Origin of the sequence: Robertmurraya mesotrionivorans (assembly GCF_050971805.1) — a bacterium.
Lineage (GTDB): Bacteria > Bacillota > Bacilli > Bacillales > Cytobacillaceae > Robertmurraya_A.
Genome location: NZ_JBPCCH010000019.1, coordinates 1 through 22,510, shown reverse-complemented (window position 1 = coordinate 22,510; position 22,510 = coordinate 1). Strand labels below are relative to the sequence as shown.

General features: G+C 39.1%; 24 protein-coding genes. 8 read left to right on the top strand and 16 right to left on the bottom strand.

The window, feature by feature from the left end:
• Positions 1 to 2: 2 nt before the first annotated feature.
• The 10 genes from ACRX5O_RS20320 to ACRX5O_RS20275 all read right to left on the bottom strand — a co-directional run bounded on the left by ACRX5O_RS20320 (position 3) and on the right by ACRX5O_RS20275 (position 7,651).
• On the bottom strand, positions 3 to 533 hold the full coding sequence (locus ACRX5O_RS20320) for a GNAT family N-acetyltransferase (protein WP_433907643.1): 531 nt from the start codon (positions 531 to 533) through the stop codon (positions 3 to 5).
• A 23-nt stretch (positions 534 to 556) separates the two neighbouring features.
• Positions 557 to 772 carry a hypothetical protein gene (locus tag ACRX5O_RS20315; RefSeq protein ID WP_433907642.1) on the bottom strand — a complete coding sequence of 72 codons (216 nt, stop codon included), beginning with the start codon at positions 770 to 772 and terminating at the stop codon, positions 557 to 559.
• Positions 773 to 1,152: 380 nt separating this feature from the next.
• Complete coding sequence (locus ACRX5O_RS20310) at positions 1,153 to 2,481, bottom strand: 6-phospho-beta-glucosidase (protein WP_433907641.1); 1,329 nt, start codon at positions 2,479 to 2,481, stop codon at positions 1,153 to 1,155.
• A complete protein-coding gene (locus ACRX5O_RS20305) occupies positions 2,478 to 2,804 on the bottom strand; it encodes a PTS lactose/cellobiose transporter subunit IIA (RefSeq protein WP_119708031.1) in 327 nt (108 codons plus the stop codon). The genes ACRX5O_RS20310 and ACRX5O_RS20305 overlap by 4 nt, the downstream gene beginning before the upstream one ends.
• A gap of 13 nt (positions 2,805 to 2,817) precedes the next feature.
• On the bottom strand, positions 2,818 to 3,564 hold the full coding sequence (chbG, locus tag ACRX5O_RS20300) for a chitin disaccharide deacetylase (RefSeq protein WP_433907640.1): 747 nt from the start codon (positions 3,562 to 3,564) through the stop codon (positions 2,818 to 2,820).
• Positions 3,565 to 3,583: 19 nt separating this feature from the next.
• Positions 3,584 to 4,897 carry a PTS cellobiose transporter subunit IIC gene (gene celB / locus ACRX5O_RS20295; RefSeq protein ID WP_433907639.1) on the bottom strand — a complete coding sequence of 438 codons (1,314 nt, stop codon included), beginning with the start codon at positions 4,895 to 4,897 and terminating at the stop codon, positions 3,584 to 3,586.
• Between the two features lie 12 nt (positions 4,898 to 4,909).
• Positions 4,910 to 5,215, bottom strand: coding sequence for a PTS sugar transporter subunit IIB (locus tag ACRX5O_RS20290; protein ID WP_251518333.1), 306 nt, complete (start codon positions 5,213 to 5,215; stop codon positions 4,910 to 4,912).
• A gap of 946 nt (positions 5,216 to 6,161) precedes the next feature.
• A complete protein-coding gene (locus ACRX5O_RS20285; protein ID WP_433907638.1) occupies positions 6,162 to 6,500 on the bottom strand; it encodes an immunity protein CdiI family protein in 339 nt (112 codons plus the stop codon).
• 23 nt (positions 6,501 to 6,523) lie between these two features.
• Complete coding sequence (locus ACRX5O_RS20280) at positions 6,524 to 7,141, bottom strand: NUDIX hydrolase (RefSeq protein WP_433907637.1); 618 nt, start codon at positions 7,139 to 7,141, stop codon at positions 6,524 to 6,526.
• 27 nt (positions 7,142 to 7,168) lie between these two features.
• Entirely contained in the window at positions 7,169 to 7,651 is a 483-nt protein-coding gene (locus ACRX5O_RS20275; RefSeq protein WP_433907636.1) for a hypothetical protein, read from the bottom strand.
• A gap of 116 nt (positions 7,652 to 7,767) precedes the next feature.
• Here ACRX5O_RS20275 and ACRX5O_RS20270 point away from each other — a divergent pair, with 116 nt between their 5' ends.
• Positions 7,768 to 9,054 carry an ATP-binding protein gene (locus ACRX5O_RS20270; RefSeq protein ID WP_433907635.1) on the top strand — a complete coding sequence of 429 codons (1,287 nt, stop codon included), beginning with the start codon at positions 7,768 to 7,770 and terminating at the stop codon, positions 9,052 to 9,054.
• Positions 9,055 to 9,084: 30 nt separating this feature from the next.
• Positions 9,085 to 10,353: an MFS transporter gene (locus ACRX5O_RS20265; RefSeq protein WP_433907634.1), complete on the top strand. Its 1,269-nt coding sequence runs from the start codon at positions 9,085 to 9,087 to the stop codon at positions 10,351 to 10,353.
• Positions 10,354 to 10,379: 26 nt separating this feature from the next.
• Here the strand turns inward: ACRX5O_RS20265 and ACRX5O_RS20260 are convergent, their stop codons facing one another.
• Positions 10,380 to 11,153, bottom strand: a complete 774-nt coding sequence (locus ACRX5O_RS20260) for an SDR family oxidoreductase (protein WP_433907633.1) — start codon at positions 11,151 to 11,153, stop codon at positions 10,380 to 10,382.
• Between the two features lie 251 nt (positions 11,154 to 11,404).
• Here ACRX5O_RS20260 and ACRX5O_RS20255 point away from each other — a divergent pair, with 251 nt between their 5' ends.
• The gene (locus ACRX5O_RS20255; RefSeq protein WP_433907632.1) at positions 11,405 to 12,394 is read left to right on the top strand and encodes a nucleoside hydrolase; all 990 of its coding nucleotides are present in this window, start codon (positions 11,405 to 11,407) and stop codon (positions 12,392 to 12,394) included.
• Positions 12,395 to 12,429: 35 nt separating this feature from the next.
• Here the strand turns inward: ACRX5O_RS20255 and ACRX5O_RS20250 are convergent, their stop codons facing one another.
• On the bottom strand, positions 12,430 to 14,472 hold the full coding sequence (locus ACRX5O_RS20250) for a methyl-accepting chemotaxis protein (RefSeq protein WP_433907631.1): 2,043 nt from the start codon (positions 14,470 to 14,472) through the stop codon (positions 12,430 to 12,432).
• Between the two features lie 238 nt (positions 14,473 to 14,710).
• On the opposite strand from ACRX5O_RS20250, the gene ACRX5O_RS20245 reads away from it, so the two are divergent.
• Positions 14,711 to 15,103, top strand: a complete 393-nt coding sequence (locus ACRX5O_RS20245; RefSeq protein ID WP_433907630.1) for a hypothetical protein — start codon at positions 14,711 to 14,713, stop codon at positions 15,101 to 15,103.
• A 473-nt stretch (positions 15,104 to 15,576) separates the two neighbouring features.
• Here the strand turns inward: ACRX5O_RS20245 and ACRX5O_RS20240 are convergent, their stop codons facing one another.
• Positions 15,577 to 16,452, bottom strand: coding sequence for an alpha/beta fold hydrolase (locus ACRX5O_RS20240; protein ID WP_433907629.1), 876 nt, complete (start codon positions 16,450 to 16,452; stop codon positions 15,577 to 15,579).
• Positions 16,453 to 16,856: 404 nt separating this feature from the next.
• On the opposite strand from ACRX5O_RS20240, the gene ACRX5O_RS20235 reads away from it, so the two are divergent.
• Complete coding sequence (locus tag ACRX5O_RS20235; RefSeq protein ID WP_430775717.1) at positions 16,857 to 16,979, top strand: FbpB family small basic protein; 123 nt, start codon at positions 16,857 to 16,859, stop codon at positions 16,977 to 16,979.
• A gap of 465 nt (positions 16,980 to 17,444) precedes the next feature.
• On the opposite strand, the gene ACRX5O_RS20230 is transcribed toward ACRX5O_RS20235, so the two are convergent.
• Entirely contained in the window at positions 17,445 to 17,690 is a 246-nt protein-coding gene (locus ACRX5O_RS20230; RefSeq protein WP_433907628.1) for a DUF4275 family protein, read from the bottom strand.
• 223 nt (positions 17,691 to 17,913) lie between these two features.
• Here ACRX5O_RS20230 and ACRX5O_RS20225 point away from each other — a divergent pair, with 223 nt between their 5' ends.
• Both ACRX5O_RS20225 and ACRX5O_RS20220 read left to right on the top strand, forming a co-directional pair.
• Positions 17,914 to 18,435, top strand: a complete 522-nt coding sequence (locus ACRX5O_RS20225; protein ID WP_433907627.1) for a J domain-containing protein — start codon at positions 17,914 to 17,916, stop codon at positions 18,433 to 18,435.
• Between the two features lie 28 nt (positions 18,436 to 18,463).
• Complete coding sequence (locus tag ACRX5O_RS20220) at positions 18,464 to 18,655, top strand: hypothetical protein (RefSeq protein ID WP_433907626.1); 192 nt, start codon at positions 18,464 to 18,466, stop codon at positions 18,653 to 18,655.
• A gap of 40 nt (positions 18,656 to 18,695) precedes the next feature.
• Here the strand turns inward: ACRX5O_RS20220 and ACRX5O_RS20215 are convergent, their stop codons facing one another.
• On the bottom strand, positions 18,696 to 19,190 hold the full coding sequence (locus tag ACRX5O_RS20215; protein ID WP_433907625.1) for a GNAT family N-acetyltransferase: 495 nt from the start codon (positions 19,188 to 19,190) through the stop codon (positions 18,696 to 18,698).
• 318 nt (positions 19,191 to 19,508) lie between these two features.
• Between ACRX5O_RS20215 and ACRX5O_RS20210 the strand changes: the two genes are divergently transcribed.
• Complete coding sequence (locus ACRX5O_RS20210; RefSeq protein WP_433907624.1) at positions 19,509 to 21,212, top strand: methyl-accepting chemotaxis protein; 1,704 nt, start codon at positions 19,509 to 19,511, stop codon at positions 21,210 to 21,212.
• A gap of 201 nt (positions 21,213 to 21,413) precedes the next feature.
• Here ACRX5O_RS20210 and ACRX5O_RS20205 read toward each other — a convergent pair whose 3' ends face one another.
• On the bottom strand, positions 21,414 to 21,548 hold the full coding sequence (locus ACRX5O_RS20205) for a hypothetical protein (RefSeq protein ID WP_433907623.1): 135 nt from the start codon (positions 21,546 to 21,548) through the stop codon (positions 21,414 to 21,416).
• Positions 21,549 to 22,510 lie beyond the last annotated feature (962 nt).

Genomic DNA, 22,510 nt, shown 5'->3' with positions numbered 1-22,510 from the left:
CCTTAACTGAACTCCTTCTTAAGGATACCGTATTGAGCCAAATCGTAGTATTGACCAAATCGGGACACATGCTGTCTGAGGGTTCCTTCGTAAGTGAGACCAATTTTCTCCATGATTCTCCACGAGCCTGGATTGGTAGTAAAGCTTTGTGCGTAAATTCGGTTCAGCTGAAGTACTTCAAATCCATATTGAAGAAGAGCTTTTGCGGCTTCGGTCCCGTACCCTTGTCCCCAATAAGGCTTTCCGACCCAATACGCAAGCTCCCCGCGGTTAAAGGTGGAGTTGATGCTGATGGCCATAAGTCCGATTAGCTCGTTCGTTTCTCTTTTTGTGATCGCGTAAGTGACCAGTTTCCCCTTGCTCTCAGATTCTTTTACACTATGAATAAAGACCACTGCTGAGCCCTTTGGATATGGATGAGGAATACTTAATGTCGTTTTCGCCACATCGAAGTCTCCTGCTAATTCTTCAATTCGCTTGGCGTCTGTTGTTTCCAGCTTTCTAAGGATTAATCTTTCGGTGGATAGCGTCATTCTTGCCACTCCCTTCTTTAAAATTAAGCTCCTAATACCGAGTGAAACAGCTTTATGAAAGCAAAAGGCAGACTTATAGCAACGATTGATCCAACGGCTACAGAGGAACAAACATATAAGATAAGCTGGCGAAAACTAATTTCCTTACGTTTATAACCGATATGTAATACTTTAATCATGAATGATACGGTCATCAGGATAATGAGGGCTGAGAAAAGACTAGCTATGATAACGGGCATACAGGTCCGGACCTCCTTTATATTTCATTAATGTAAATTTTACCATTTTCGACCTATGAAGAACATATTTAATGAGTTTTTATCTGCTTATCCAACAAAAAATTCCAAGTATTAGTATTATCACCCTAGATTCTGGAATTCACAGTTCCTAGATCCAAACTTAGTTCCCTCTACCTACTAAATTATGGAAATCGCGGGCACCAAATCTAAACTTAGTGACCTTATTCCACTAAATTTTGGAATCCACGGGCACTAAATCTATTCTTAGTGACCTAATTCTACTAAAATATGGATTTCAAGGGCACTAAATCTATTTTTATTGACCCCATCCCACTAAATTCTGGAATTCACGGGCACTCCACAAAAAAACGACGTGTGTTTCACACGCCGCTCTCTTTAAAAAATTGAGGCAGATGCTCCTTATGTGCCTCCAACATTTCGTCCAAGATCTCTTTTGCTACTGTATCCGACGGAGTCAACGGGTTGATGCACATCGCAAGTAACGCGGTCGCATAGTCACCGGTCACTGCTGCCTCTGCTGCTATTCGTTCAAACGATTTAATTTGCTGAACCAATCCGCGAACAGCGACTGGGAGGTCTCCCATCGTGATGGGTCGTGGTCCGTCCTTTGTGATGATGCAGCTTACTTCGACGGCCGAGTCGTACGGAATGCTTGCGATCGCACCGGCGTTCCTCGTGTTGACTGGCTGGATGTCCCCTTTATCATTATAGATAGAAGTAATGAGTCGAACGGCGGCATCTGAATAATACGCTCCTCCGCGTTTTTCGAGCTGTGGTGGTTTGATGTTTAGGTTTTCGTCCTTGTATAACTCAAACAAGTCTTTTTCTAGCCGTTGAACAACTTCGGCTCGTGTGCCTTCCTTTTCGGCACTTTCAAGCGTTTTATCGACCATCGTTTTTGTTTTGTAATAATACATATGATACGGACATGGCAGGGCATTTAGTGCTTTCAAAAACTGCGGCTCCCACCCGTAGCCTGGGATGTTTTTCACAAAGCTTGTGTTATTCGGGTCCGTTAAAAGGGTGAATACCTTTTCCTTCACACTCTCCCCGTCCACAAACACATCCAAGCCATACACCATATGATTGAGCCCCGCAAAGTCAATGCGAATACGAGAGTGCTCCACACCCAACAGCTTCGCAATTCCCATTTCCATGCCAATCGGAACATTACAGAGCCCGACGACCTTTTTAATAGTAGAATAACGAAGAACGGCTTCTGTCACCATGCCAGCTGGGTTTGTAAAATTGATCAACCACGCGTTTGGACATAACTCCTCCATGTCACGGCAAATGTCTAAAATCACAGGAATCGTGCGTAACCCTTTAAACAAGCCTCCCGGACCATTCGTTTCCTGACCGAGCACTCCATATTTCAACGGAATTCGCTCATCCTTCGCGCGCGCTTCTAGCAAGCCAACCCGGAACTGAGTCGTCACAAAGTCCGCGTCCTTTAGTGCTTCCCGACGATTCAATGTTAAATGAACCTCAATCGGAAGGCCTGCTTTTTTCACCATCCGTTTCGCTAGGTTTCCGACGATCTCGAGCTTTTCCTTGCCTGCCTCAATATCGACTAACCAAAGCTCACTGACCGGGAACTCGTCGTATCGTTTAATAAACCCCTCCACTAATTCCGGAGTATAGCTAGATCCTCCGCCAATCGTGGCTACCTTCAGTTTTTTTGTCATGCTTCACCCTCCTGTGAAAACCCTAGTGTTTCATACAAATCCACAAATTCAGATGCCAGATCCTTTACGACGATCGCGTTCATTAAATGATCCTGCGCATGAACCATTAGTAGCGAGACTGTAGATGGACCTTCTCGGATTTCTGATTGAATGAGATTTGTTTGTATTTTATGAGCTTCATGTAACTCGTCCGCTGCTTCCTGAAGCTTGGCCCGTGCTCTAGCAAAATCTCCAGCCTTCGCTGCAATGATTGCCTCCATCGAAGAGCTCCGACCGTTTCCCCCGTGTAAAATGATTTGAAACACAATTTGTTCTTGTTCCATGTTTCTCCCCCTTTTACTTGATCACGTCTTTGTATGTAAGAAGCTCGATGTCGTTCTCCTCAATCATCTGTTTGACCATTGGGTCAGTTAAAATCGATAACTCCCGTACACGCTGGACATTGTACGAACTGCCCGTTAGCACCTCTTCGTCAATAAACGCTGGGTGGCACATGATTTCTGCCGTTTCAAAGGAAGTGGACTTCTTTACTAAATCTATGAGAGAAGTTGGAGTTAATGTGTTTCCGTAAAATTCATACAGGAAGGTTTGGGTGGTTTGTAGAAGCTGATTGCTTGAATGGTTGGGATCAGCTGACACCTTCCGAATCGGAAGCTTGAAGGCATTGGCCAATTTTTCCACAAAAGGATAGATCTTTTCCTGTCCGTGGACATGATGATGCCCGTCCAAGTGTGTCGGAGTTAAGCCAAATGAGAAAAACTTCTCGATTTGAGCATTCAGTTCTTTTTCAATGTCATGAGGATCTGCTTTTTCCAGCATTTCTTCCATTTTGTAAAATCGGCCTGTACCATCGACGAGCGATGGAACGTTTGAGTGGACAGGATATCCACAATCCAACACAAGATGAATCCCGACTCCCAACCCTGGATGGGCAAGCGCTAGAGCTGCAGCGTGCGCAGCTCTAGGCATATTGACCATCATGGTGGTTGAGGAGACGACTCCGTGTTTGTACGCTTCGAGGATTCCTAGGTTGACTCCTTTCGAGTACCCGAAATCATCTGCGTTGATCACTAACTTTGTCATAGGCTCCTCCTAAAATGCTTTATTTCCCTTGTTCCTCCGCATACTTCTGACGATCCCACATTCTAAAGAATGGATAATAAATCGCGAAGGTGACGCAGAAATTGAAGAGTTGCAGAAGGGCTCCGGAAATCTTCCCTCCTGTTGCTAAATAGCCTCCAATGATTGGTGGCATCGTCCACGGTACGGCAATTCCAGCTGGTTTGGCTACAAGACCTGTACTCATCGCGATATACGTGGTGATGACAATCGTAAGTGGTGCTAAAATGAACGGCACAATCATCAGCGGGTTCATCACGATTGGCATCCCGAACGTGATCGGTTCGTTAATATTGAAGAGCCCCGGTCCGAACGCTAACCTTCCGAGCTGCTTCATTTGCTGACTTCGTGCTCTAAGTAGCATCATGACCACAAGCGCGAATGTCGCACCCGATCCACCGATATACACGAACAGGTCAAAGAATTGAGCCGTGAAAATATTTGGCAGTTCATCCGAACCATTTTGGAAAGCAAGACGGTTTGCATCTGTGGCCGCTAACCAAATCGGCCCCATGACACCACCAACGATGGAGGCACCGTGTAATCCGCATGACCATAAGAGTTGTACAAGGAAAACGGCTACTAAACTACCAATCAAGCTTCCGCCAAGCACGCCGAGTGGCTTTCCAAGAAGCTCTCCGACGATATTGTGTAAGCTCCCGAAGTCGGTATTTTCTACTAATATACGTAAAATCCAAACAACGAAAATAACAATCGCACCTGGAATTAACGCAACGAACGATTTACTAACTGCGGGCGGAACCCCGTCAGGCAGTCTGAAAACAATATTCTTCTGGATAATATATCGATAAATTTCAGTAGACAGCATCGCGATTAACATCGCTACGAATAACCCTTTACTTCCCATCAAAGCAGCCGGAATTGCCCCACCAACCATGACCGCTTCTGAGGCACCTTCTGCTAAAAACGACACTTCAAATGGAGTGGCAAGCAGGAAGGCAGAAACCGAAATCGCACCTGCAGACAATGGCTCCACATTGTACTTTTCCGCTAACCGGTAGGCGATCCCAAATCCTGCAATGAGCGCCATGATGTCAAATGTCGCACCCACTGGATAGAGTAGCTTGGTGAGCCAAGCATCACCAAAGGTATTCGCCATGAATTCTTCATAGCCAGGAATCGGCAAAAATCCGAGTATTAAGAAAATGGAACCGACGATAATAAGAGGCATCGTTAAAATAAGTCCATCACGCAACGCTTGTAAATGACGCTGTCCGGCAATGCGTCCAGCCACTGGCATTACCTTGTTTTCCAACACATCCGTAAATTTGCTCATTCCAATCACTCCTTATTTGGTGACTAACTGTTTTGCAAATTTCAACACTTCGGCGCCATTACATGTTCCATAGTGCACGGTATTAATCATGTCCACCGGAATCCCTTTTTCCTGGCCAAGTTTTTTCAGTTGAGGCAGCATGTAGCGAACCTGCGGACCCACGAGAAGTACATCTGCATTGTCGACGTGATTTCGAACCACGTCCGCGGATACCGCCCAAATCTTCGCCTCTAACCCCTGTTCCTCCGCGGACTTCTCCATTTTCGTCACTAATAGACTCGTAGACATTCCCGCGGCACAACATAATAAAATCCTCACTTTGTCCCCTCCCTTTCGTTTCCATTCTAGCTGGTTGATTCTCGGTGTACTTCATTTTATGTTGAAACCGTTTTCATATTCTTCTTTTCCCAACTCAGCGTGAAAAAAATGGTTCTAAATTTGTGAAGTGGTTATTTAGATGGGGCTGAGAGTGGGGGTAGCTGTGGAATGTAGCGGATGTGTGATAAAAAGAGCTTCATAGACTTGATGAACATTAATTAGTACTGCGATTGAAGCTGAAATGACCTTCATAGCATCGATGAACTTCAATTCGTGCAACGATTAAAGCTAAAATGAGCTTCATAGCGTAGATGAACTTCAATTCGTGCAACGATTAAACCTAAAATGACCTTCATAACGTCAATGAACTTCATTTCGTGCTTCGGATGAGGCCAAAACGTTCTTCATAGCACCGATGAAGAACGTTTTGAACCTAAATATATGCCATAGCGTCTTTCCTCACCTTTATGTAGGACGTTCCAAGCACCAATCGAACTTGTTAACGCCCTTCATCTGTAAAATTCCCCCAAAAGTCTGTCTGGCTTTTCGTTATCTTCACTAGTTTCTGGTAATCCCGTGTCACTTACCCAAGAAAAGCACAACAACCTTACTATTCTCGAAAAAAGAGATCAAGAAGCAAAGCTACCAACTGGGAAATAATTACCATTGAACCACAACCACTATTATATTAGTATAACAATACAAGCTGCATTGTTCGTATTCATAAGTAAGTTTTAACCTTTAAGCTGTAATAGGGAGTTTAACATTGAAACAGGAATGACAAGTCTCCATCTATATGATCTGGAGGACAGGCAGGAATGTTTCTGCAGACACCCACTTTGAGGAGTGGTGGTTTAAAACTTTCTTACACTTCATACGGCAAAGGCGGCGCTACATATGAGAACCAGTTTCCCTTGGGAAGCTGGTTTTTTTAATCCCAAATATGCTATTTATTCGCATAACTACGTGCCACTGTGGATGGTGAAAAAATGACTCTGTATGCTAATCCAAGTTCTTTTTTCACTCTTTCCGTTAGTCTTTCACCTTCTATGTTATGTTTCGCTTCCAATTTAACCCCATTTTCAACCAACTTATCAGCGTCCCAATCAATCCATTCCCCGTATTGCTTCATCCACTTCATTAATTCTTTCTTTAATTCCATGGAGAATATGAATTGGTCGAGGTCAAGATTGTATCCGCATTTTTGACACCAGAGAGGATCTGCCCCAACATCCGCTTCCACTTTTACTTCATAACATGTCTTCTGTTCGCAATTACATTTCATTTGATCATTCATCCTCATGTGTTCTAATCCAAATAAACGGCTTTTAGCGAATCATGCAAGTATTCGAATGCCATCCGAATTTGTGATTCTGTGTTTCTTTCTATTGATAAAGGAGGTAGTTCATCTTCAGCAAAAAACGCGACTTCGCTCGTTTCCATTCCCTCTTTTGCCTTCCCACCGATTATTTCACACTGGATAAACATTTTATATACATGGTATGGTGCCGGAGGATGAGGATGGCACTTCTTATCAAGAACAGCTATTAATCTTAAGGGTCTTACATCAAACCCTGACTCCTCTTGCACTTCTTTCACCACCACCTCACTAGGAGTGAATCCTATATCTCCCCAACCGCCTGGCAAAGACCAAGCTCCATCATTCTTTTCTTTTACCATTAGAATTTTATTCTCTCTAAAAACAACCGCTCTTATATCTACCTTAGGAGTGGCATATCCTGTTTCGTTCGCAAATAGATCCTTTATTTTCGTCATACTTACATCCGTGTAACAAGACAAAATTTCAACACTTAGATCTCTAATCATTTCAAATCTTTCTATGTCATACACATCTTTCGAGTACGTTAATCCTGCTTGCGCAATGGATTGAAGTTGTTTCGCCCATTCTAACCATTTGGGTTCCATATGAAAGCACCGCCACTTCTATCTTGTTTAAAAAACAGCCCAAACCGTAATCATGCAAACTAGCCAGGTTCCTATAGGAATACACAAACTTTTCAACGCTTGTCCCCACGGGTAATGAGGCTTACGTCTTCTTAACAGCCGATCAGTTATAAAAAATAGGACGGATGCTCCAAGACTAATCCACTTCAGTATTAGGCCAAAAAGAATGTGAAAACCTGCTGAAACCACCCATTCAGTCCTTTTATTTTGTTTTGAAATAAACTCACCGATTTTGTCACTAATCATCGATGTACTAACTCCGTAGATTAAAATAACCGGAAAGCTATACATCATATAAAACGGAATGCTCGAAATAGCAGAAACTAAATACCCTTGGCTATTGGATTCACCAAGTGAATTAAAGACGAATCCTAAAATAATACCAAAAATAGACCCTGAAATGGATGCAGCAATGATTTTTCTAGGTAAAATCCCTTTCACTCTCCCTCTATTTTTCTTTTTATCTATCATAACATAAATTTCCATATTATAATTTCATAGGAATGTAAGACAAAATATGTTAATGTTTTTTCTAATCACCCTATATATAATAGAATCAAATGGTTGAATTTGTCGGAGGAAGTCTCATGGAAATCACTCAACACTTCTTTTTTAATCTTTCCTTAATATTCATACTTTTGTTTTTTGCACTTGTATGGTCAGCCAAGATGAGGAATTTTTCTATATCGAAACGTTTTTCATTATTTTGGGGCATCGTTCTCCTTTGGTCATGCTTCCAATTCTCTTACCAACCCGTTCCACATATTTCAATGGATTTACGAGAGCTTCCCGTGCTGATTGGTGGACTTTACTTAGGAATTGGTCCCATCCTTTCTATCATGGTTATTTTTATTAGAGGATTATATGGAATCGATACAGGATTCTTTACAAATATCGCCCTTTATTTACCATTAGCCTTTTTCTTTTGGAAGATTTACCCCTGGTTTTGGAATCAACGTCCATCTCGTCGGGTGGTCATTTCCATCTCGTTTGGTATTGTACTTAGTATCATAACTGTTTCTTCCTTGGTATTTATGGATTTAAATGTTAATCGATTTGATGCATACATAGCGTATTTAGTGGTTCCTAATTTAGGTATCGCCATGATTTCCATAACGAGTGAGTTTGTTATAAAGAATTTCCATTTACAAAATCAATTAATTAAATCAGGTAAGTTAGAAGTCGTGGAACAAATGGGCGCCGCCATATCCCATGAGATACGAAATCCCCTTACCTCGGCTAAAGGGTTTGTTCAATTGCTACTAGAAGGTCCACAAACATCTCAAAAACATATAGACTATCTGAAGATTATTTCACATGAATTGATTTTAGCGGAACAGGTCATAAAAGATTACCTAACCTTTTCAAAACCATCGTTAGAAAAAGTGGAACCCATAGATGTTAGTAAGGAACTCACTCTAATTGTAAAAATGCTGCAACCCACAGCGAATCAAAATTCAGTTGAAGTAATTACTCAAATTGAAACAGAAGGACATATTATCGGAGATCGACTAAAGTTTCACCAATGCTTTTTGAATGTGATAAAAAACGGAATTGAATCCATGCCTAGTGGTGGTCAGTTATTCATACGTACAGATACAAGCAGAAAAAATGTATCGATATCCGTCATTGACCACGGAATTGGAATGACAAGAGAACAATTAGATCGACTGGGAGAGCCTTATTATTCGACCAAAGGATCAAAGGGTACGGGTCTTGGGATGATGGTGGTGTATAGTATTGTGAAAGCCATGAATGGAATGATTCGTGTGCAAAGTGAAGTGGGTAGAGGGACAACCTTTCGTTTTATCTTTCCTTCTATCGCTGATTTAGGTGGCTTTTTTCGAAGTAAAACAACAAACGTAATAGAATAATATTTGTAACTCAGAAGGGATCTAATCTACATGAACAAACAGGAAAGCAACTACAGATGGGTAGTGTTTGGTACCGTCTTGTTTGCCTATTTTATTATTGTAAGTCAACGAACCGCACCTGGCCTCATCACTGACCAATTAATGACTGATTTTCAAGTTTCCGCTTCTCTCATTGGACTCATTACGGGCATTCAATTTTTAGCTTATGCAGGACTGCAAATACCGGTCGGATTGCTGTCTGATCGATATGGTCCTAATCATTTTCTGATTTTTGGAACCCTTCTTAATGGAATAGGGAGCATAATTTACAGTGTTGCCCCGAATGAGTATGTATTATTGCTCTCTCGAATATTAGTGGGAATGGGAGACGCCACGATTTTTGTCAACTTTGTTTTAATTATGAATCAGTGGTTTAAAGTTCAGGAATTTATCAGTTTATTAGGTGTCGTTTCGATGACAGCCAGTCTTGGATCCCTATCATCTACCGTTCCCTTCTCCGCGTGGATTTCTTTTTCCGGTTGGAGAACACCCTTTCTTACCATCGGACTTATCCTAGTGGGAGCATCGGTTCTCCTCTATACGGTTCTCGTTTCTAAACCTAAAAAACTATTTACAGAAAATCCAAAATCAAAAAAACGTTCGACCATAAAGCGTGAAAGTGTTTGGGCGATTCTAAAGCGAGTGTTTTCCACTCAGCAAGGTTGGGCCACGTTCCTCTGCCACTTTGGAATCGTTGGTACCTATATTGGCTTTATCGGTTCATGGGGTGTTCCTTATGGTATTCAAGTGTTTGACTTGTCACGTTCTGAGGCCAGTCAACTGATTATGTATTGTCTATTTGGCTCCATTATTGGTGGACCGTTAATCAGTTGGATAACAAGCCGATTAGATTCTATCAAAAGAGTTTACACCCTCATTCATATAACCGTCTTTTTTAGTTGGGGAGGACTGTTTTTTGCTGGCGTAAATCCTTCTTTTTTCATGGTAGTAGCTTTGCTTTTTATCATTGGATTTGGAAATGGTGCGAGTTCACTTACATTTGCTGTCGTACGAAAGTCTTTTCCTATAGAAGAAGTTGGTGTGGTATCAGGCTTTGCCAATACAGGCGGATTTCTAAGTGCCGTTTTATTGCCTAGTATTTTTGGAAAGATACTAGATTTATTCCCACCACAAGCCATTCATATTGGGTATCATTATGGCTTTTTAATTCCCGTGCTTTTTTCATTTATGGGTTTGATCGGAGTTATGTTAATTAAAGAACCTAAAAAGGAAGAAAAGAGAGTTCTAAGCGTCACCTAAAAGGCGGGATTTTCCCCGCCTTTTTGTTATCTTTTAAATCCACCTTCTGAATGAATAATCTGCCCTGTGATCCAGTCCGCTTCTTCACTGACGAGAAACTTGATCGTTTTTGCCACATCTCTTGGCATCCCTACTCGACCGAAAGGAAATAATGGTGTTAACTCCTCTTTCAGTTCCTCCGTCATCCAGCCAGTATCCGTTGGACCTGGGTTCACGGCATTCACCGTAATACCTAAAGGAGCCACTTCAGCTGACAGCGTAATCGTTAACGCATCAATAGCTCCCTTTGTGGTTGCATACGCTAATTCACCTGGCATCGGTCCTTTAAATTGACCTGAAGTAAGATTGACGATTCTTCCACCAAATTTTTTATGAAACCTTTTGGCAAATGTCGTACTAACTAATGTGGTTGCCCGAATGTTTACTAGATAATGCTTATCTAATTCTTCGAAGGTTATATTTGAATAATCATTATTTGTAGAGTAGGCGGCATTATTAATTAAAATATCAGGCTCCCCCAACTCTTCACAAACCTGATCGAATAGCAGTAAGGGCGCATCATCTAGCGTTAAATCTAACTCCATACATCCCACCTTCACCCCTTTTTTCAGCAGTTCTTCTTTTAATCTTGCTGGCTCATCACTCTGAACACTCCAAGGCATCGTTTGATCATATTTCGTCCAGTACGTAAAAAACAGATGATAGCCTGCCTCCGCTAACTCCAGGCAAATAGCCGCGCCTATTCCTTTCAGCCGACTAACCCCTGTAACAATAGCGATTTTATTTTTTAAAAAGTTCATTTTTTTGTTCCTCCGTAAGAATAATGTGTCATATAGGTCAACTGGAAATATCACCACCTACTTACCAAATATATCCAACCTATTTATCTTAACAATAATTTCTTAGTTTGAAAACGTTTTTTCGGGTTTTACGCTTTCACCTCTTCTCACTAACTTCTCCGATAAGAATTATCAAATCCAAACGAACAAGTTACCTGTTTTTATCGAGAGCTATATATTATTAAAAAGTCTTAGTAAATCAGGTGAATGAGATGAAGAAAGTGTTGCTATTTGGTGATCCAGGGATTGATGATGCAGTTGCCATTATCTATGCCTTATTGCATCCAGAAATAGAATTAGTGGGTGTGGTTACGGGATATGGAAATGTGGATGAAACACAGGCTGCAAAAAATGCTGCTTTTTTGCTCCAATTAGCTGGGAGACTAGACATTCCGGTCATACGAGGAGCAAAAGGACCTTTTTCCGGAGAATTAGTACAGTTTTATCCTGAAATACATGGACCAGAAGGGCTTGGACCGATACGTCCACCTGATACCTTTACAGCAAATATTCAGGATTTTTCTAGCATATTTAAAATTATTGAGACGTACAAAAGTGAATTAACGATCGTGGATGTTGGTCGCTCAACCTCACTTGCAACCGCATTTATATTAGCAGGGCCAGAATTTATGAATCAAGTAAACTCCATGTATATTATGGGAGGTGCATTTAATCACCCAGGAAATGTAACAGCTTCGGCGGAGGCTAATTTTTATGGTGATCCAATAGCGAGTGATTTGGTCTTAGAAAAAGGCAGGAACATTACGATTTTACCGCTAAATGTTACGAATTATTCTCTTATATCTCCTCAAATAGTAAACTATATATCCTCACTTAACAGCAATCCTTTCTCAAGCTTATTTAAGCCCATAATGGATTACTATATTAATGCGTATAATAAACTAATCCCTGGATTACAGGCTGCCGCAGTTCATGATGTTCTTACTCTATACTCCATTGTCAGCCCCGAGTCTTTTCAATTCTTTTCGAGGAGAGCGAGAGTTGACATTTCGAATTTTTCTAGGGGAACATCAAGTGCAGATTTCCGAGCAAAACCTGATGTTGAACCGGTGGAAACGCTTGATAAGATCGCTTTATCTTTCAATTACAATGCCTTTATACAGAATTTTGTTTCTGTAATGACTTCGAGATTGCAAGAAAACAATCGAAAGCGAAAGAAATATTTTGCCGAAAAAAAATAGGAAAGATGTATGATTCCCATCTTTCCTTCCCTTTCTTACAGCTTAAATTTGGCTAATTCTAGTTGAAGATCCGTTGCAATTTGTGCTAATGCTTCACTCGAAGCCGTCATTTCTTGTACCATGGCAGCTTGTTCTTCCGTTGCAGCCGATACATTTTGAGCTTTTTCATCATTGGTTACAGCCAATTCGTTCACCGCATCTACTACATCTTTCATTTGATCCACTTCTTTAAGGATATGAACGATGGAGTGATATACCTCTTCCGTGTGCTGCGTCATATTTCCAATCGCATCATAAATTTGATTGAATGATTGTCCTGTTTGTTCAACCACATGGATTCCAGACTGAGTTGACTCAGTACTCGATTTCATAACAGATACGGAGGTACTAATTTCATTCTGAATTTCGTGAATTAATTCCTTAATATCTCCAGAAGCTTTACTTGATTGCTCTGCTAGTTTTCTCACTTCATCTGCTACAACGGCAAAGCCCTTTCCATGTTCCCCAGCTCTCGCAGCTTCGATCGCTGCATTTAATGCAAGCAAGTTGGTTTGTTCAGCGATTGAATTAATCAGACCAACGATTTCTTCAATTTGTCTGGATTTGTTATCTAGTTGGTTAATAGACTGAGCTGTTTGTTGAACCGTTGAATGGATCTCATTCATTTGTTCAATGGCCCTTTTCACATCGTCAGTTCCATCTTGGGCGAGAATCGTCGTTTGAGCAGAAGAGTCTTTCACATTTTCAATATTGGACGTAATTTGTTCCATACTTTGATAAATAGCACTCGTACTGTCTTTCATTTGGCTCGTATAATTGTTTTGCTCATTATTATTCGCAGCAACATCCTGGATAGACCCTGCCACTTCCGCTACCGATGAACTTGTCTGTTCGGCACTCGCTGATAATTCTTCTGCACTAGCCGCTACTTGTTCAGAAGAGGAACGGATCGTGTAAAACATCTGGTTTAACTGACTCAAGGCTTGATTGTAATGATCACCCATTTGTCCCAGTTCATCTTTTGTTTTTATTTGAATCGGATGAGTTAAATCCCCCTCCGCAAGGAATCCTATCTTCTCAACAAACTGCTGCATCTTTTTTGACATGCTCGAACTAAATACAACAATTAAGGTGATAGACACTAGTAAAAAGAAGGCAGTAATACCAACGGATTTTACTAGCAAGGAAGTAACCCCATCATATAGTTCACTTGCAGGGGCTACCGATACCAGTTTCCATCCTGTTTCAGGAAAGGTAGAGTAAAAAGCTTCCCATTCTTTATTGTTCGTGGTATAAACCTTGGTTCCACTTTCATGTTCAAGTATCTCTTCTCCTAGTTGTTTTAGCTCGGAATCATCCATTATGTTATCGGTCATAGATTTTTCTTTATGGGCGATAAATTCTCCCGCTAAGCCTACAAGGAACAGATGGCCCGATTGTTCAAACTTTTGAGTAACAATCAAGTCTTGTATCGTTGTCAAATCGTAATCTGCCGTAATATTTCCAATGAACTTCCCACCCACAAAAATAGGAACAGATGCTGTAATTAATGTTTTATTTAATCCCTCATCATAGTAAGGGGGTGACCATGCGATCTTGCCTTCCCCGACTTCTTTCCCCTGAATATACCAATCTAGTTCCGGATAGTTATATTCAGCCGTTTCATAATCCTCTGTGTACGAAATTGTTTCACCATCTCTATAAACATACGGTCCAAAAAATTTAGTATTCTGGTTATATTGGAATGGTTCCAACCAGATGCCTAGCCCGAATGTATTGGCGTTTAATTTAATGGTTTCTTCTAAGGACTTTTTGTAATCTTCTTTTACTAGAGTGTTCCCTTTTACCTTGTACAACGTGGCAATGGACTCAGCAAGCCTTGTATGGGCCGTGAAACCATGCTCCATTTCCTCTAAAATCGTTGCCATCTGGTTATTTACACTAGATTCTGTAAGTACAGTGATTTCTTTTTTCGAGCTAAAGAAGCTTAAAGCCGTGATTGCAATGGTTGAAATAAGAATAATAGGTAAAAACATACTGAGCATTTTCATTTTAATACTACTTTTTCTCTTTATCATAAACCTACCTCCAGGAAGTTACTCTTGTTGTGTTTGTATAAATATACATTTTAGATACTATCTAGTTCCCTCGTACCTTATATCGGCCATTTCTGGCATTGTTTAATTTCCAATTGTTACATATATGTGGCTACCATTTGTTAAAATATCAAAGCATGATAAAAAAACTCATTTAACATATATCGCTTCCCAATGAATATATTAAAATAGAAAAACCTCGTTATATGGGAGGATATAAATGAAAAAGTTCATCAGTTTTAAACTTGCAAGTATTAGTACCATAACCATCTGTACATTAGCCCTTTTCATGCATATACTGATCCTTTTTCAAATCATTCCGTATCATTTTGTTTGGGGTGGCCGATTAAACAGTTCGACTGACTTGTTCATCTTTGAAACTATATCCATCACTGTACAAATCCTATTTCTCTTTGTAATTGGGGTAAAGGCAGGATATTTGTTCGAGGGACAATTCAATAGAGTTGTAAATATGGGGATTTGGGTTATGTTTGTTCTTATGATCCTAAATACGATTGGAAATTTAGCATCAAATTCGTTTTTTGAAACCATCATAATGACTCCAATTACTGCTTTGCTTGCACTTTTACTTTTCCGAATAGGTATTGAGTAAGGGTCATTTCATTTCACCCTACGAATGACTCGGAAACAACCTTCGAAAACATAGATCGTACTGTTTTACCTTACGAATGATTCGAAAGCCAACTTCGAAACTAGGAATATATACTTCCTAATGACTCGGAAGCGACCTTCGAAACCATGAATAAATACATCCGAATCATTCGAAAGCACATTTCGAAAGCGCCTTTCTGCTAGCAATTCCTTATTTGTGTTTATTTTATTTCCTGGTTGATATTTAGTGTTTACGCTTGGGGCTGGGGAACGGGTTGGATTGAATCTTTGTTTAGCGACTCTTATTGCTATGATCATTATGCGACCCTTGATTAACTTGCCACGCTTAAGGGACATTTTATAAGCGGCGAACAATGAAACAAACAACTCCCCTTCTACCGCTCTTTTACAATCGTAACGAAGTAAAAAACGTTCAGAGCCCCTGCTCTAAACGTTTTTTTATGTACTAGAAAATTAGTAATACTTCTGAAGAAACTCCAAAATATCCTTATTAATGGTGGTTAAATATTCTTCTGAAGGAAAATGGCCCATATCATACGACTTAAAATCAATTAAATTGGAAAAAATGCTCTTTGCTGTAGGGCTTACATTTTTTTCAGGAAAAAAAACATCTTTTTTACCTGCTATAATAAGTGTCGGTGCGTGATAATGGACTAACTCTTCCGCCTCCGTTAATTTAGGCATGTCTTGTTCCAGCCTTGTATAACGAAACACATCACCGATAATCTGTTTATCTAGTTCTTTCATGCTATGATCAGACATGATCGCAGCAATTTTGTTTAAATTTTTGTCTGGAGAGAAAGAGTGAAACAACAGTAAAGGAAGTAATATTTCTTTAATCATCTTCCTTTTGGATCCCAATTTGATTCCTGCTGGTGACACCAGTACGGAGCAGGCAATTTTATTAGGCAGGTAAGTCGCTAATCTTAAAATAATTCCCGCTCCATAAGAAGGTCCGATAAATGCACAGCTAGGTATGTGAAACTCATTCATTAACTCCTCAATCCATTTAGCAAAACTATCGTCTTTTGCGGAAATTCTCGTTTCGGCACTGTAGCCGGGATGACCGATTGTATCTGGTGCATATATGCGATACTGATTAATTAAAGGAGTGAACCATGCGAATGTCATGGGATTGATGCAGTTGCCCCCCTGAAATAAAAATACTGGTTTCCCTTCTGGTGGACCTGCCACAAGCACATGCGTTTCCCCAAAACTCGTACTCGCGTATCTTCGTTCTACTGGAAAAGGAAACGATTTAACATACTGTTCATAATGCTCATTCAAAATTCTTTTTCCTGCCACACTTTTATAAATACTCTTCACCATACCAGAGGACTCCAATCTAAAAATATCTCTTGTCTAAGTCTTCCTATATTCCCTTTTTTTAACTTTTTATCTTATTCTACTATTATACTCCTCACTTTTACCAATTAAATCTTTGTTTTTCCTTTCTAAAGCAGTGCATATCATTTGACTAATAATTCACAATCTTTTATGATTAACACATACAAACAAATATCTCCTTAAAGGGGAGTAGCTTTTACAGCAAAGTCGTCATTACGGAGTCACTTCACTCCCGGCTTTGTTGGCAACCATTTGTCGTTGTTAGCAAGACCTTTACCTGTTTGTAAAGGTTTATTTACATTAAACCTTTACCATAGTGGTAGAGGTTTTTTATTGAATCATATTGTCAGAAAAATCAAATTTTAATATCAGGAAGGAAGAAAGAGATGAAACCCGGAAAACTAACTTTAGAAGAACTGATGAAGCGAAATAAAGAGGAATTACTAAAGGATAAGTTATTAGTCGAGAGGATCGAAAAACGCGTAGAAGAAAAAATTATAAAGCAGTAACATGTAAGGCCCCATCTGAACAAGATTGGGGCCTTCGTTAATTCAAGAGCCTTTCTCCACAACATCATCTTGAGATCTCAATGAAGGTCATTTCCAACCACCTTTCATGCAAAAATGACCTTCATACCCCCGATGAAGGTCATTTCAACCAACTTTTCACTCAAAAACGACCTTCATACCCTCGATGAAGGTCATTTCATCCAACTTTTCACTCAAAAACGACCTTCATACCCTCGATGAAGGTCATTTCCACCAACTTTTCCTTCTAAAATGACCTTCATCGACTACATACCCACACTATGATTAGCACATGTTAACTGATCTTATTCCCCACCTGCCCCAGCGCAAATTAAATCCCGTGCTGCAGTGTTTGAAATACTTCAAAACGATCAAGTGTCACATGGGATTGAACCATTTTTATGCCTAAGTTGACAGGAATACCCACCAATATCGATTTGGTACCTATTAAGGAAGCCGCTGAGCTGCATTTGCTGCCTCTTTTTCCAAGTATCTCGTCTTTTCATAACTAAAGAAATGCCACATAAACCCACAGGCATGGTCTTTATCGTCATAAAAGTGAATAGATTCTTTTTCCTCCGAACTAAGGTGACTTGCAAAATGAACTTCCCATTTCTTTCGTAAGTACGGAGCCCATTTTGGTATCTCCCTAATCTTCACATTTTTCTTTTTAAGAGTTTCGTATAAATGCATGGAACCTCCCAGCTACTTATTATCTCTCCCTAATTTTACTATAAACATCATATTTTTCCATTTATATGTTAAAAAAGCTCATAATCTCCCTTTTCGAACTTTGAAATGTAATATAATCGTTACATTAGTTACATTTAACATCTAATTTAAACAAACCTGTAAATTTGTAATAGTGAATCCTATGATACATTAAATTTACAAGTAAGATTAAAGAGTTGATACTATGTTAAATGTGAAAGAAACTACTGAATTACTTCGGAGTGAAGGCATCGCGGACAGTGAAGAGACGGTCATTCGTTGGATTCTCAAGGGGAAAATAAGGGCCAAAAGAACAAAAGATTTGAACATAAACTTTTCTATTGATCCTTTCGATTTAGCCACTTTTATTGTTGAAAAGAAAAATGAGAGATTGAGTCAACAATTCGGCGTTGATTATGAACATTGGGAAAAAACGTTTCATGAAAATACAAAATTAAAAGAGAAAATGGAAGAACTAGAAATAACTCTACGAATCGAACGAGCCAAAGTTCGCTCGTTGAAAAAAATGGTCAGATCTGAGAATTCTTTATTCACGCCTGCCCCTTATACCATCCACTCCCTCTTAGGGATCGAGGAGGATGCTGACAAGGACTTCCTGAAGAAAGAACTAAGAAAACTACTAAAGTTTCTTCATCCTGATCGTGGTGGGGATGAAAGACTATTTAAAGTGTTTTATGAACACTACGAAAAAATGAATCTTAAGTAATTTAAAAATAAAGAAAGGTGGTCATTTTATGGCAGACTTAAACTTACAACAACTTGTAGAGGCGATACCTAAATCTGTATTAAATGCATCGGATCGCGATTTGGAAGGATTCCAGAAAATCCTCCAAGAAACGATTAAATTAAGAGAAGGACACATCAATTTACAAAAAATGATTAAAAGTTACTCGTTATCGAGTCCCACTCATACGAATCAAAGATAATGAATCGGAGGACGTTCTATTAAAAGATGTCCTCCTTTTTCTATGCAAGAGTGTTCCGTTTGACCATGTTATACCAGCATACTCCTCCATGTTGTGATTCGGACATTCCATGGTTTACAAAACCTAATTTTTCATAAAAAGAAACTAAATCCTGTTTACAGGTTAACGTGATTCCTTCTCTTTCATTTTCTTCAACAAGCACTTTCATTTTTTTAATCAAGATTTTTGCAATTCCTTGATTTCTTGCCTGTTTGGACACAGCTAATCCTAAAATGCTCTGATACCCTCCTCTTGTCGGGTTCTCACTGATTTTCTCAAAAAGATCATCGGTTATGTAAGGCTGATTTATGATAGGGCCATTAATATAGCCTAGGATATGTCCATCCATTTCTGCCACTATAAATGTATCAGGTATCAACTGAATCCTCTCCACAAATGCGTCTTTCGTGGCAGCTTCTTCTTTAGAAAACCCTTCATTCTCAATCAATAAAAGCTGTTCTAAATCTGTAGATTGAACATTTCTTAAAGTAATCATCTTGTTTTTAACCCCTTTCCTAAATGGATCCCCTGAATTCATAAGATACAGCACATTCAAAATTGTCTTCTAGCATTCTCGTGTATAAAATAAAGTTCTAATTACGAGGATACTAGAATGCTTAGTAGGTTGCAAAAATAGAATTCAGTTTGAACTTTTTTACCTTTAATTCAAACTATTTTTTTGCTTAAATTATAGACCAAAAGACCCAATGGACAATTCAGTACGAAAGTTTTACCGCAACCTTAGTTTAGTCCTCGTATTTCTTCGATCCACCGATGTCTAACATTACATTTTAATTGCAAAAGGGGAATTTTTATGAGGAGTATTAAGGGAAAAATTTTATTCAGTTTTGGTCTGATTCTTGCTATATTGGTCATCATTGCCTCCTACAGCTACTATTCGATTTTTTCCATATCTAATGATGTAGAAGACATCACAGCAAACGATATGAAATTTTTAGAAGCTGCAAATTCTATGACCTTTAGTGTAGCAAATCGTGCGAAAATCGCTAGAGATTACATCCTTTTTAATGAAAGTGAGTTTAAAGAGAAGTTTCTAGCTGAAACAGAAATTGCAAAAGAAACCGAACAATTATTAATAGCGGCGATTAATGAAGGTCGTATTTCTAAAGAAATCGAGTCTGCATTGATTGATGCGGATGAAAAAACAAGTAAGTGGCGAAAACTTGTAACCGATGAAATTATTCCTCTTTATGATCGTGGAGACGTGGAAGGCGCCATCGCCCTAATGGAGGAAAAATGCTTACCTTACAGCCAAGAAGCCATCGATGCTTGGGTAAAAGTCGTAGACATGCAGAATCAGATTACAGTGACTCAAGCAGAAAATGTGGAATCTTTAGCTGATAGTTCTGAGAGTCTGATTACTTTTGGCTCTCTTATCGCCATTGTGATTGCGATTATGATTGGGTTATATAATGCAAGAGTGATTTCGAATAATATCTCTCTAGTCGTTAAACGGTTAGAAAAAATCGCGAATGGTGATTTACGAGGAGACCATTTACAAACGAAATCAAAAGATGAACTCGGACGTTTAATCGGTGCGTCAAACATCATGGTAGATCATTTAAAGTCATTAATACAAAAGGTCTCTGAAACATCCAATCAAGTGGCTGCTGCTTCACAGGAATTTAATGCTTCCGCTGAACAAACCTCTTCTTCAGCCGAACAAATTACTTTCTCTATTCAAGGAATTGTGTCAGGTGCTGAAACATCATCTGTCAGTGCACAAGAAACCGTTTTAACCATGGATGAAATGGCCCATAATATGTTAAAAATCGCCCAAGCTTCAAACCAAGTGGCTCAAGCATCTCAAGATTCTACTCAACGAGCAAAAGAAGGAAATGAACTGGTTCAACAAGCAATACAACAAATGGATTCGATTCAACAATCCGTTGGTCACACCTCTAATCTTGTTCTTACTTTAGGCGAAAGTTCTAAAGAAATTGGTGAAATTGTTGGTGTCATTACAGGAATAGCCGATCAAACCAACCTATTAGCACTAAATGCGGCTATTGAAGCTGCCCGTGCCGGTGACTACGGACGAGGCTTTGCTGTTGTAGCAGACGAAGTGAGATTATTAGCGGAGCAATCAAAAACTTCTGCAGACCAAATTGCGAAACTGATTCACCAAATTCAATTCCATACATCGACTGCAGTAGAATCAATGGCTGATGGATTAAAGGAAGTCGAGGTTGGAACAAAAGTCATTCATGAAACCGGAGAAAACTTCAAACGAATTTTCGATTCTGTTCAAATGGTTACCAATCGTATTAACGAGGTTTCCTCTTCTGCCGAACAGATGGCTAAGACCACTGAAAACATTACAAATAACGTTCAATCTCTAGCTACCATTGCACAAGACACATCTTCTAACTCTCAAAATGTTGCTGCTGCATCTGAACAACAATTGGCAACTATGCAGGAAATTGCTGCATCTGCCCTCGCATTAAATCGTTTAGCAGAGGAATTACAGGAAGAGCTAACGAAGTTCCACATGTAAATACTCAAAAGGATCTAAAAGCTCAGAGTTTATATGGTAAAGGGTCCATTTTTGAAGTGCTTTACTAAAAAATATGCACCAAAATGACAGTCATTTTGACATTAGAATTGGCATATAAAAAAGCAAAACTCGCCACAAAATGGGCGAGTTTTCCTTATTATAAATTCCGGCTCTTCGAATAAAACATCCTCAAATAATACATTACTTATTCGCAATAACACTTAGTAAATCCACAATTTGGGCTAACCAGAGTGCTGTAAAGCCAGTACCTATCACAATTGCCACTAGGGAAAAAACACCAATTAGTTTTAAAGTATAATCGTCAAACTTCCTCACGAGGTTGCTCCTTTCATTAACAACAAAGATTTAATAATGTATTCGATGTTCTTATTGAGCAAATCGGCTTCGTTTGTTCAATACAGTGGCATCCCTTATTAAAGGAATGCTCGTTATTTAATTGCAATCCTTCACAAAACTTTTGTTGTCGATAAGCATTTATTTCGGCGGGATTATATTTTTATTTTAAGTTTAATATAGACAATACTTTTCATTCAGTTTTTTGGTTATAGGAAACTTTTTTGAAAGAGTGAAATATACTATCAATAAAAGGAGTGATAAGGGTGTCTCCATCTAAACGAAAAAGGAAAAAAATCTGTTTACATTCTCACTTATGTAAAATGTTAGGGATTATTAGTGACCAAGAATATAATAAAATTTTAAATAATCTCAGTTCTCGCGACCATTAAATTTAGATGCATTAGACGTAAGAGATAGTGGTTCTTAAGCCATTTTTTATTTTCAACATATTCAGCTCTTCATTACCATAAACATCCATAATCTAATGTTATGCTTTTTTCAGTAGCACTTCCTTAATAAACGCTTCTGCTCCGTTTGTTCATTAAAATACTCCTTACAGGAATGCTGCTTCAATAGTTCTATGTAGAGTTTAACTACAAAGGCATCAATCCTTATGAACCATGTATCTTTAAAGTGAAAATATCTCACTTAACCTATATAATAGCACTCAGTATTCTTCAACCTAATTACAGAATGTTTGGTTATACTTTCATAAGCCTCTAATATATTGACAGTAGTTTTGGCATTCTCTTTTGATTGTACAATACTTATTGTCCAGCATATATATTGATGTCATTAGCTATGCCAACACTTATTAAATATGCTTAAAAACCCTAATAAATAAGCAAAAAGACGTGTGCAAATTGATATGCTCCCGATAAAGTAGACAGATGAAATAATAAAAAATCTGTTTACTTTATTGGGGGTTTTTTTATGGCGAA

Bases quoted from the DNA above. Each gene is read 5' to 3' on its own strand.
- ACRX5O_RS20320 (WP_433907643.1), bottom strand. From the start codon at position 533: ATGACGCTATCCACCGAAAGATTAATCCTTAGAAAGCTGGAAACAACA.
- ACRX5O_RS20315 (WP_433907642.1), bottom strand. From the start codon at position 772: ATGCCCGTTATCATAGCTAGTCTTTTCTCAGCCCTCATTATCCTGATG.
- ACRX5O_RS20310 (WP_433907641.1), bottom strand. From the start codon at position 2,481: ATGACAAAAAAACTGAAGGTAGCCACGATTGGCGGAGGATCTAGCTAT.
- ACRX5O_RS20305 (WP_119708031.1), bottom strand. From the start codon at position 2,804: ATGGAACAAGAACAAATTGTGTTTCAAATCATTTTACACGGGGGAAAC.
- chbG (WP_433907640.1), bottom strand. From the start codon at position 3,564: ATGACAAAGTTAGTGATCAACGCAGATGATTTCGGGTACTCGAAAGGA.
- celB (WP_433907639.1), bottom strand. From the start codon at position 4,897: ATGAGCAAATTTACGGATGTGTTGGAAAACAAGGTAATGCCAGTGGCT.
- ACRX5O_RS20285 (WP_433907638.1), bottom strand. From the start codon at position 6,500: ATGAAATGTAATTGCGAACAGAAGACATGTTATGAAGTAAAAGTGGAA.
- ACRX5O_RS20280 (WP_433907637.1), bottom strand. From the start codon at position 7,141: ATGGAACCCAAATGGTTAGAATGGGCGAAACAACTTCAATCCATTGCG.
- ACRX5O_RS20275 (WP_433907636.1), bottom strand. From the start codon at position 7,651: ATGATAGATAAAAAGAAAAATAGAGGGAGAGTGAAAGGGATTTTACCT.
- ACRX5O_RS20270 (WP_433907635.1), top strand. From the start codon at position 7,768: ATGGAAATCACTCAACACTTCTTTTTTAATCTTTCCTTAATATTCATA.
- ACRX5O_RS20265 (WP_433907634.1), top strand. From the start codon at position 9,085: ATGAACAAACAGGAAAGCAACTACAGATGGGTAGTGTTTGGTACCGTC.
- ACRX5O_RS20260 (WP_433907633.1), bottom strand. From the start codon at position 11,153: ATGAACTTTTTAAAAAATAAAATCGCTATTGTTACAGGGGTTAGTCGG.
- ACRX5O_RS20255 (WP_433907632.1), top strand. From the start codon at position 11,405: ATGAAGAAAGTGTTGCTATTTGGTGATCCAGGGATTGATGATGCAGTT.
- ACRX5O_RS20250 (WP_433907631.1), bottom strand. From the start codon at position 14,472: ATGATAAAGAGAAAAAGTAGTATTAAAATGAAAATGCTCAGTATGTTT.
- ACRX5O_RS20245 (WP_433907630.1), top strand. From the start codon at position 14,711: ATGAAAAAGTTCATCAGTTTTAAACTTGCAAGTATTAGTACCATAACC.
- ACRX5O_RS20240 (WP_433907629.1), bottom strand. From the start codon at position 16,452: ATGGTGAAGAGTATTTATAAAAGTGTGGCAGGAAAAAGAATTTTGAAT.
- ACRX5O_RS20235 (WP_430775717.1), top strand. From the start codon at position 16,857: ATGAAACCCGGAAAACTAACTTTAGAAGAACTGATGAAGCGAAATAAA.
- ACRX5O_RS20230 (WP_433907628.1), bottom strand. From the start codon at position 17,690: ATGCATTTATACGAAACTCTTAAAAAGAAAAATGTGAAGATTAGGGAG.
- ACRX5O_RS20225 (WP_433907627.1), top strand. From the start codon at position 17,914: ATGTTAAATGTGAAAGAAACTACTGAATTACTTCGGAGTGAAGGCATC.
- ACRX5O_RS20220 (WP_433907626.1), top strand. From the start codon at position 18,464: ATGGCAGACTTAAACTTACAACAACTTGTAGAGGCGATACCTAAATCT.
- ACRX5O_RS20215 (WP_433907625.1), bottom strand. From the start codon at position 19,190: ATGATTACTTTAAGAAATGTTCAATCTACAGATTTAGAACAGCTTTTA.
- ACRX5O_RS20210 (WP_433907624.1), top strand. From the start codon at position 19,509: ATGAGGAGTATTAAGGGAAAAATTTTATTCAGTTTTGGTCTGATTCTT.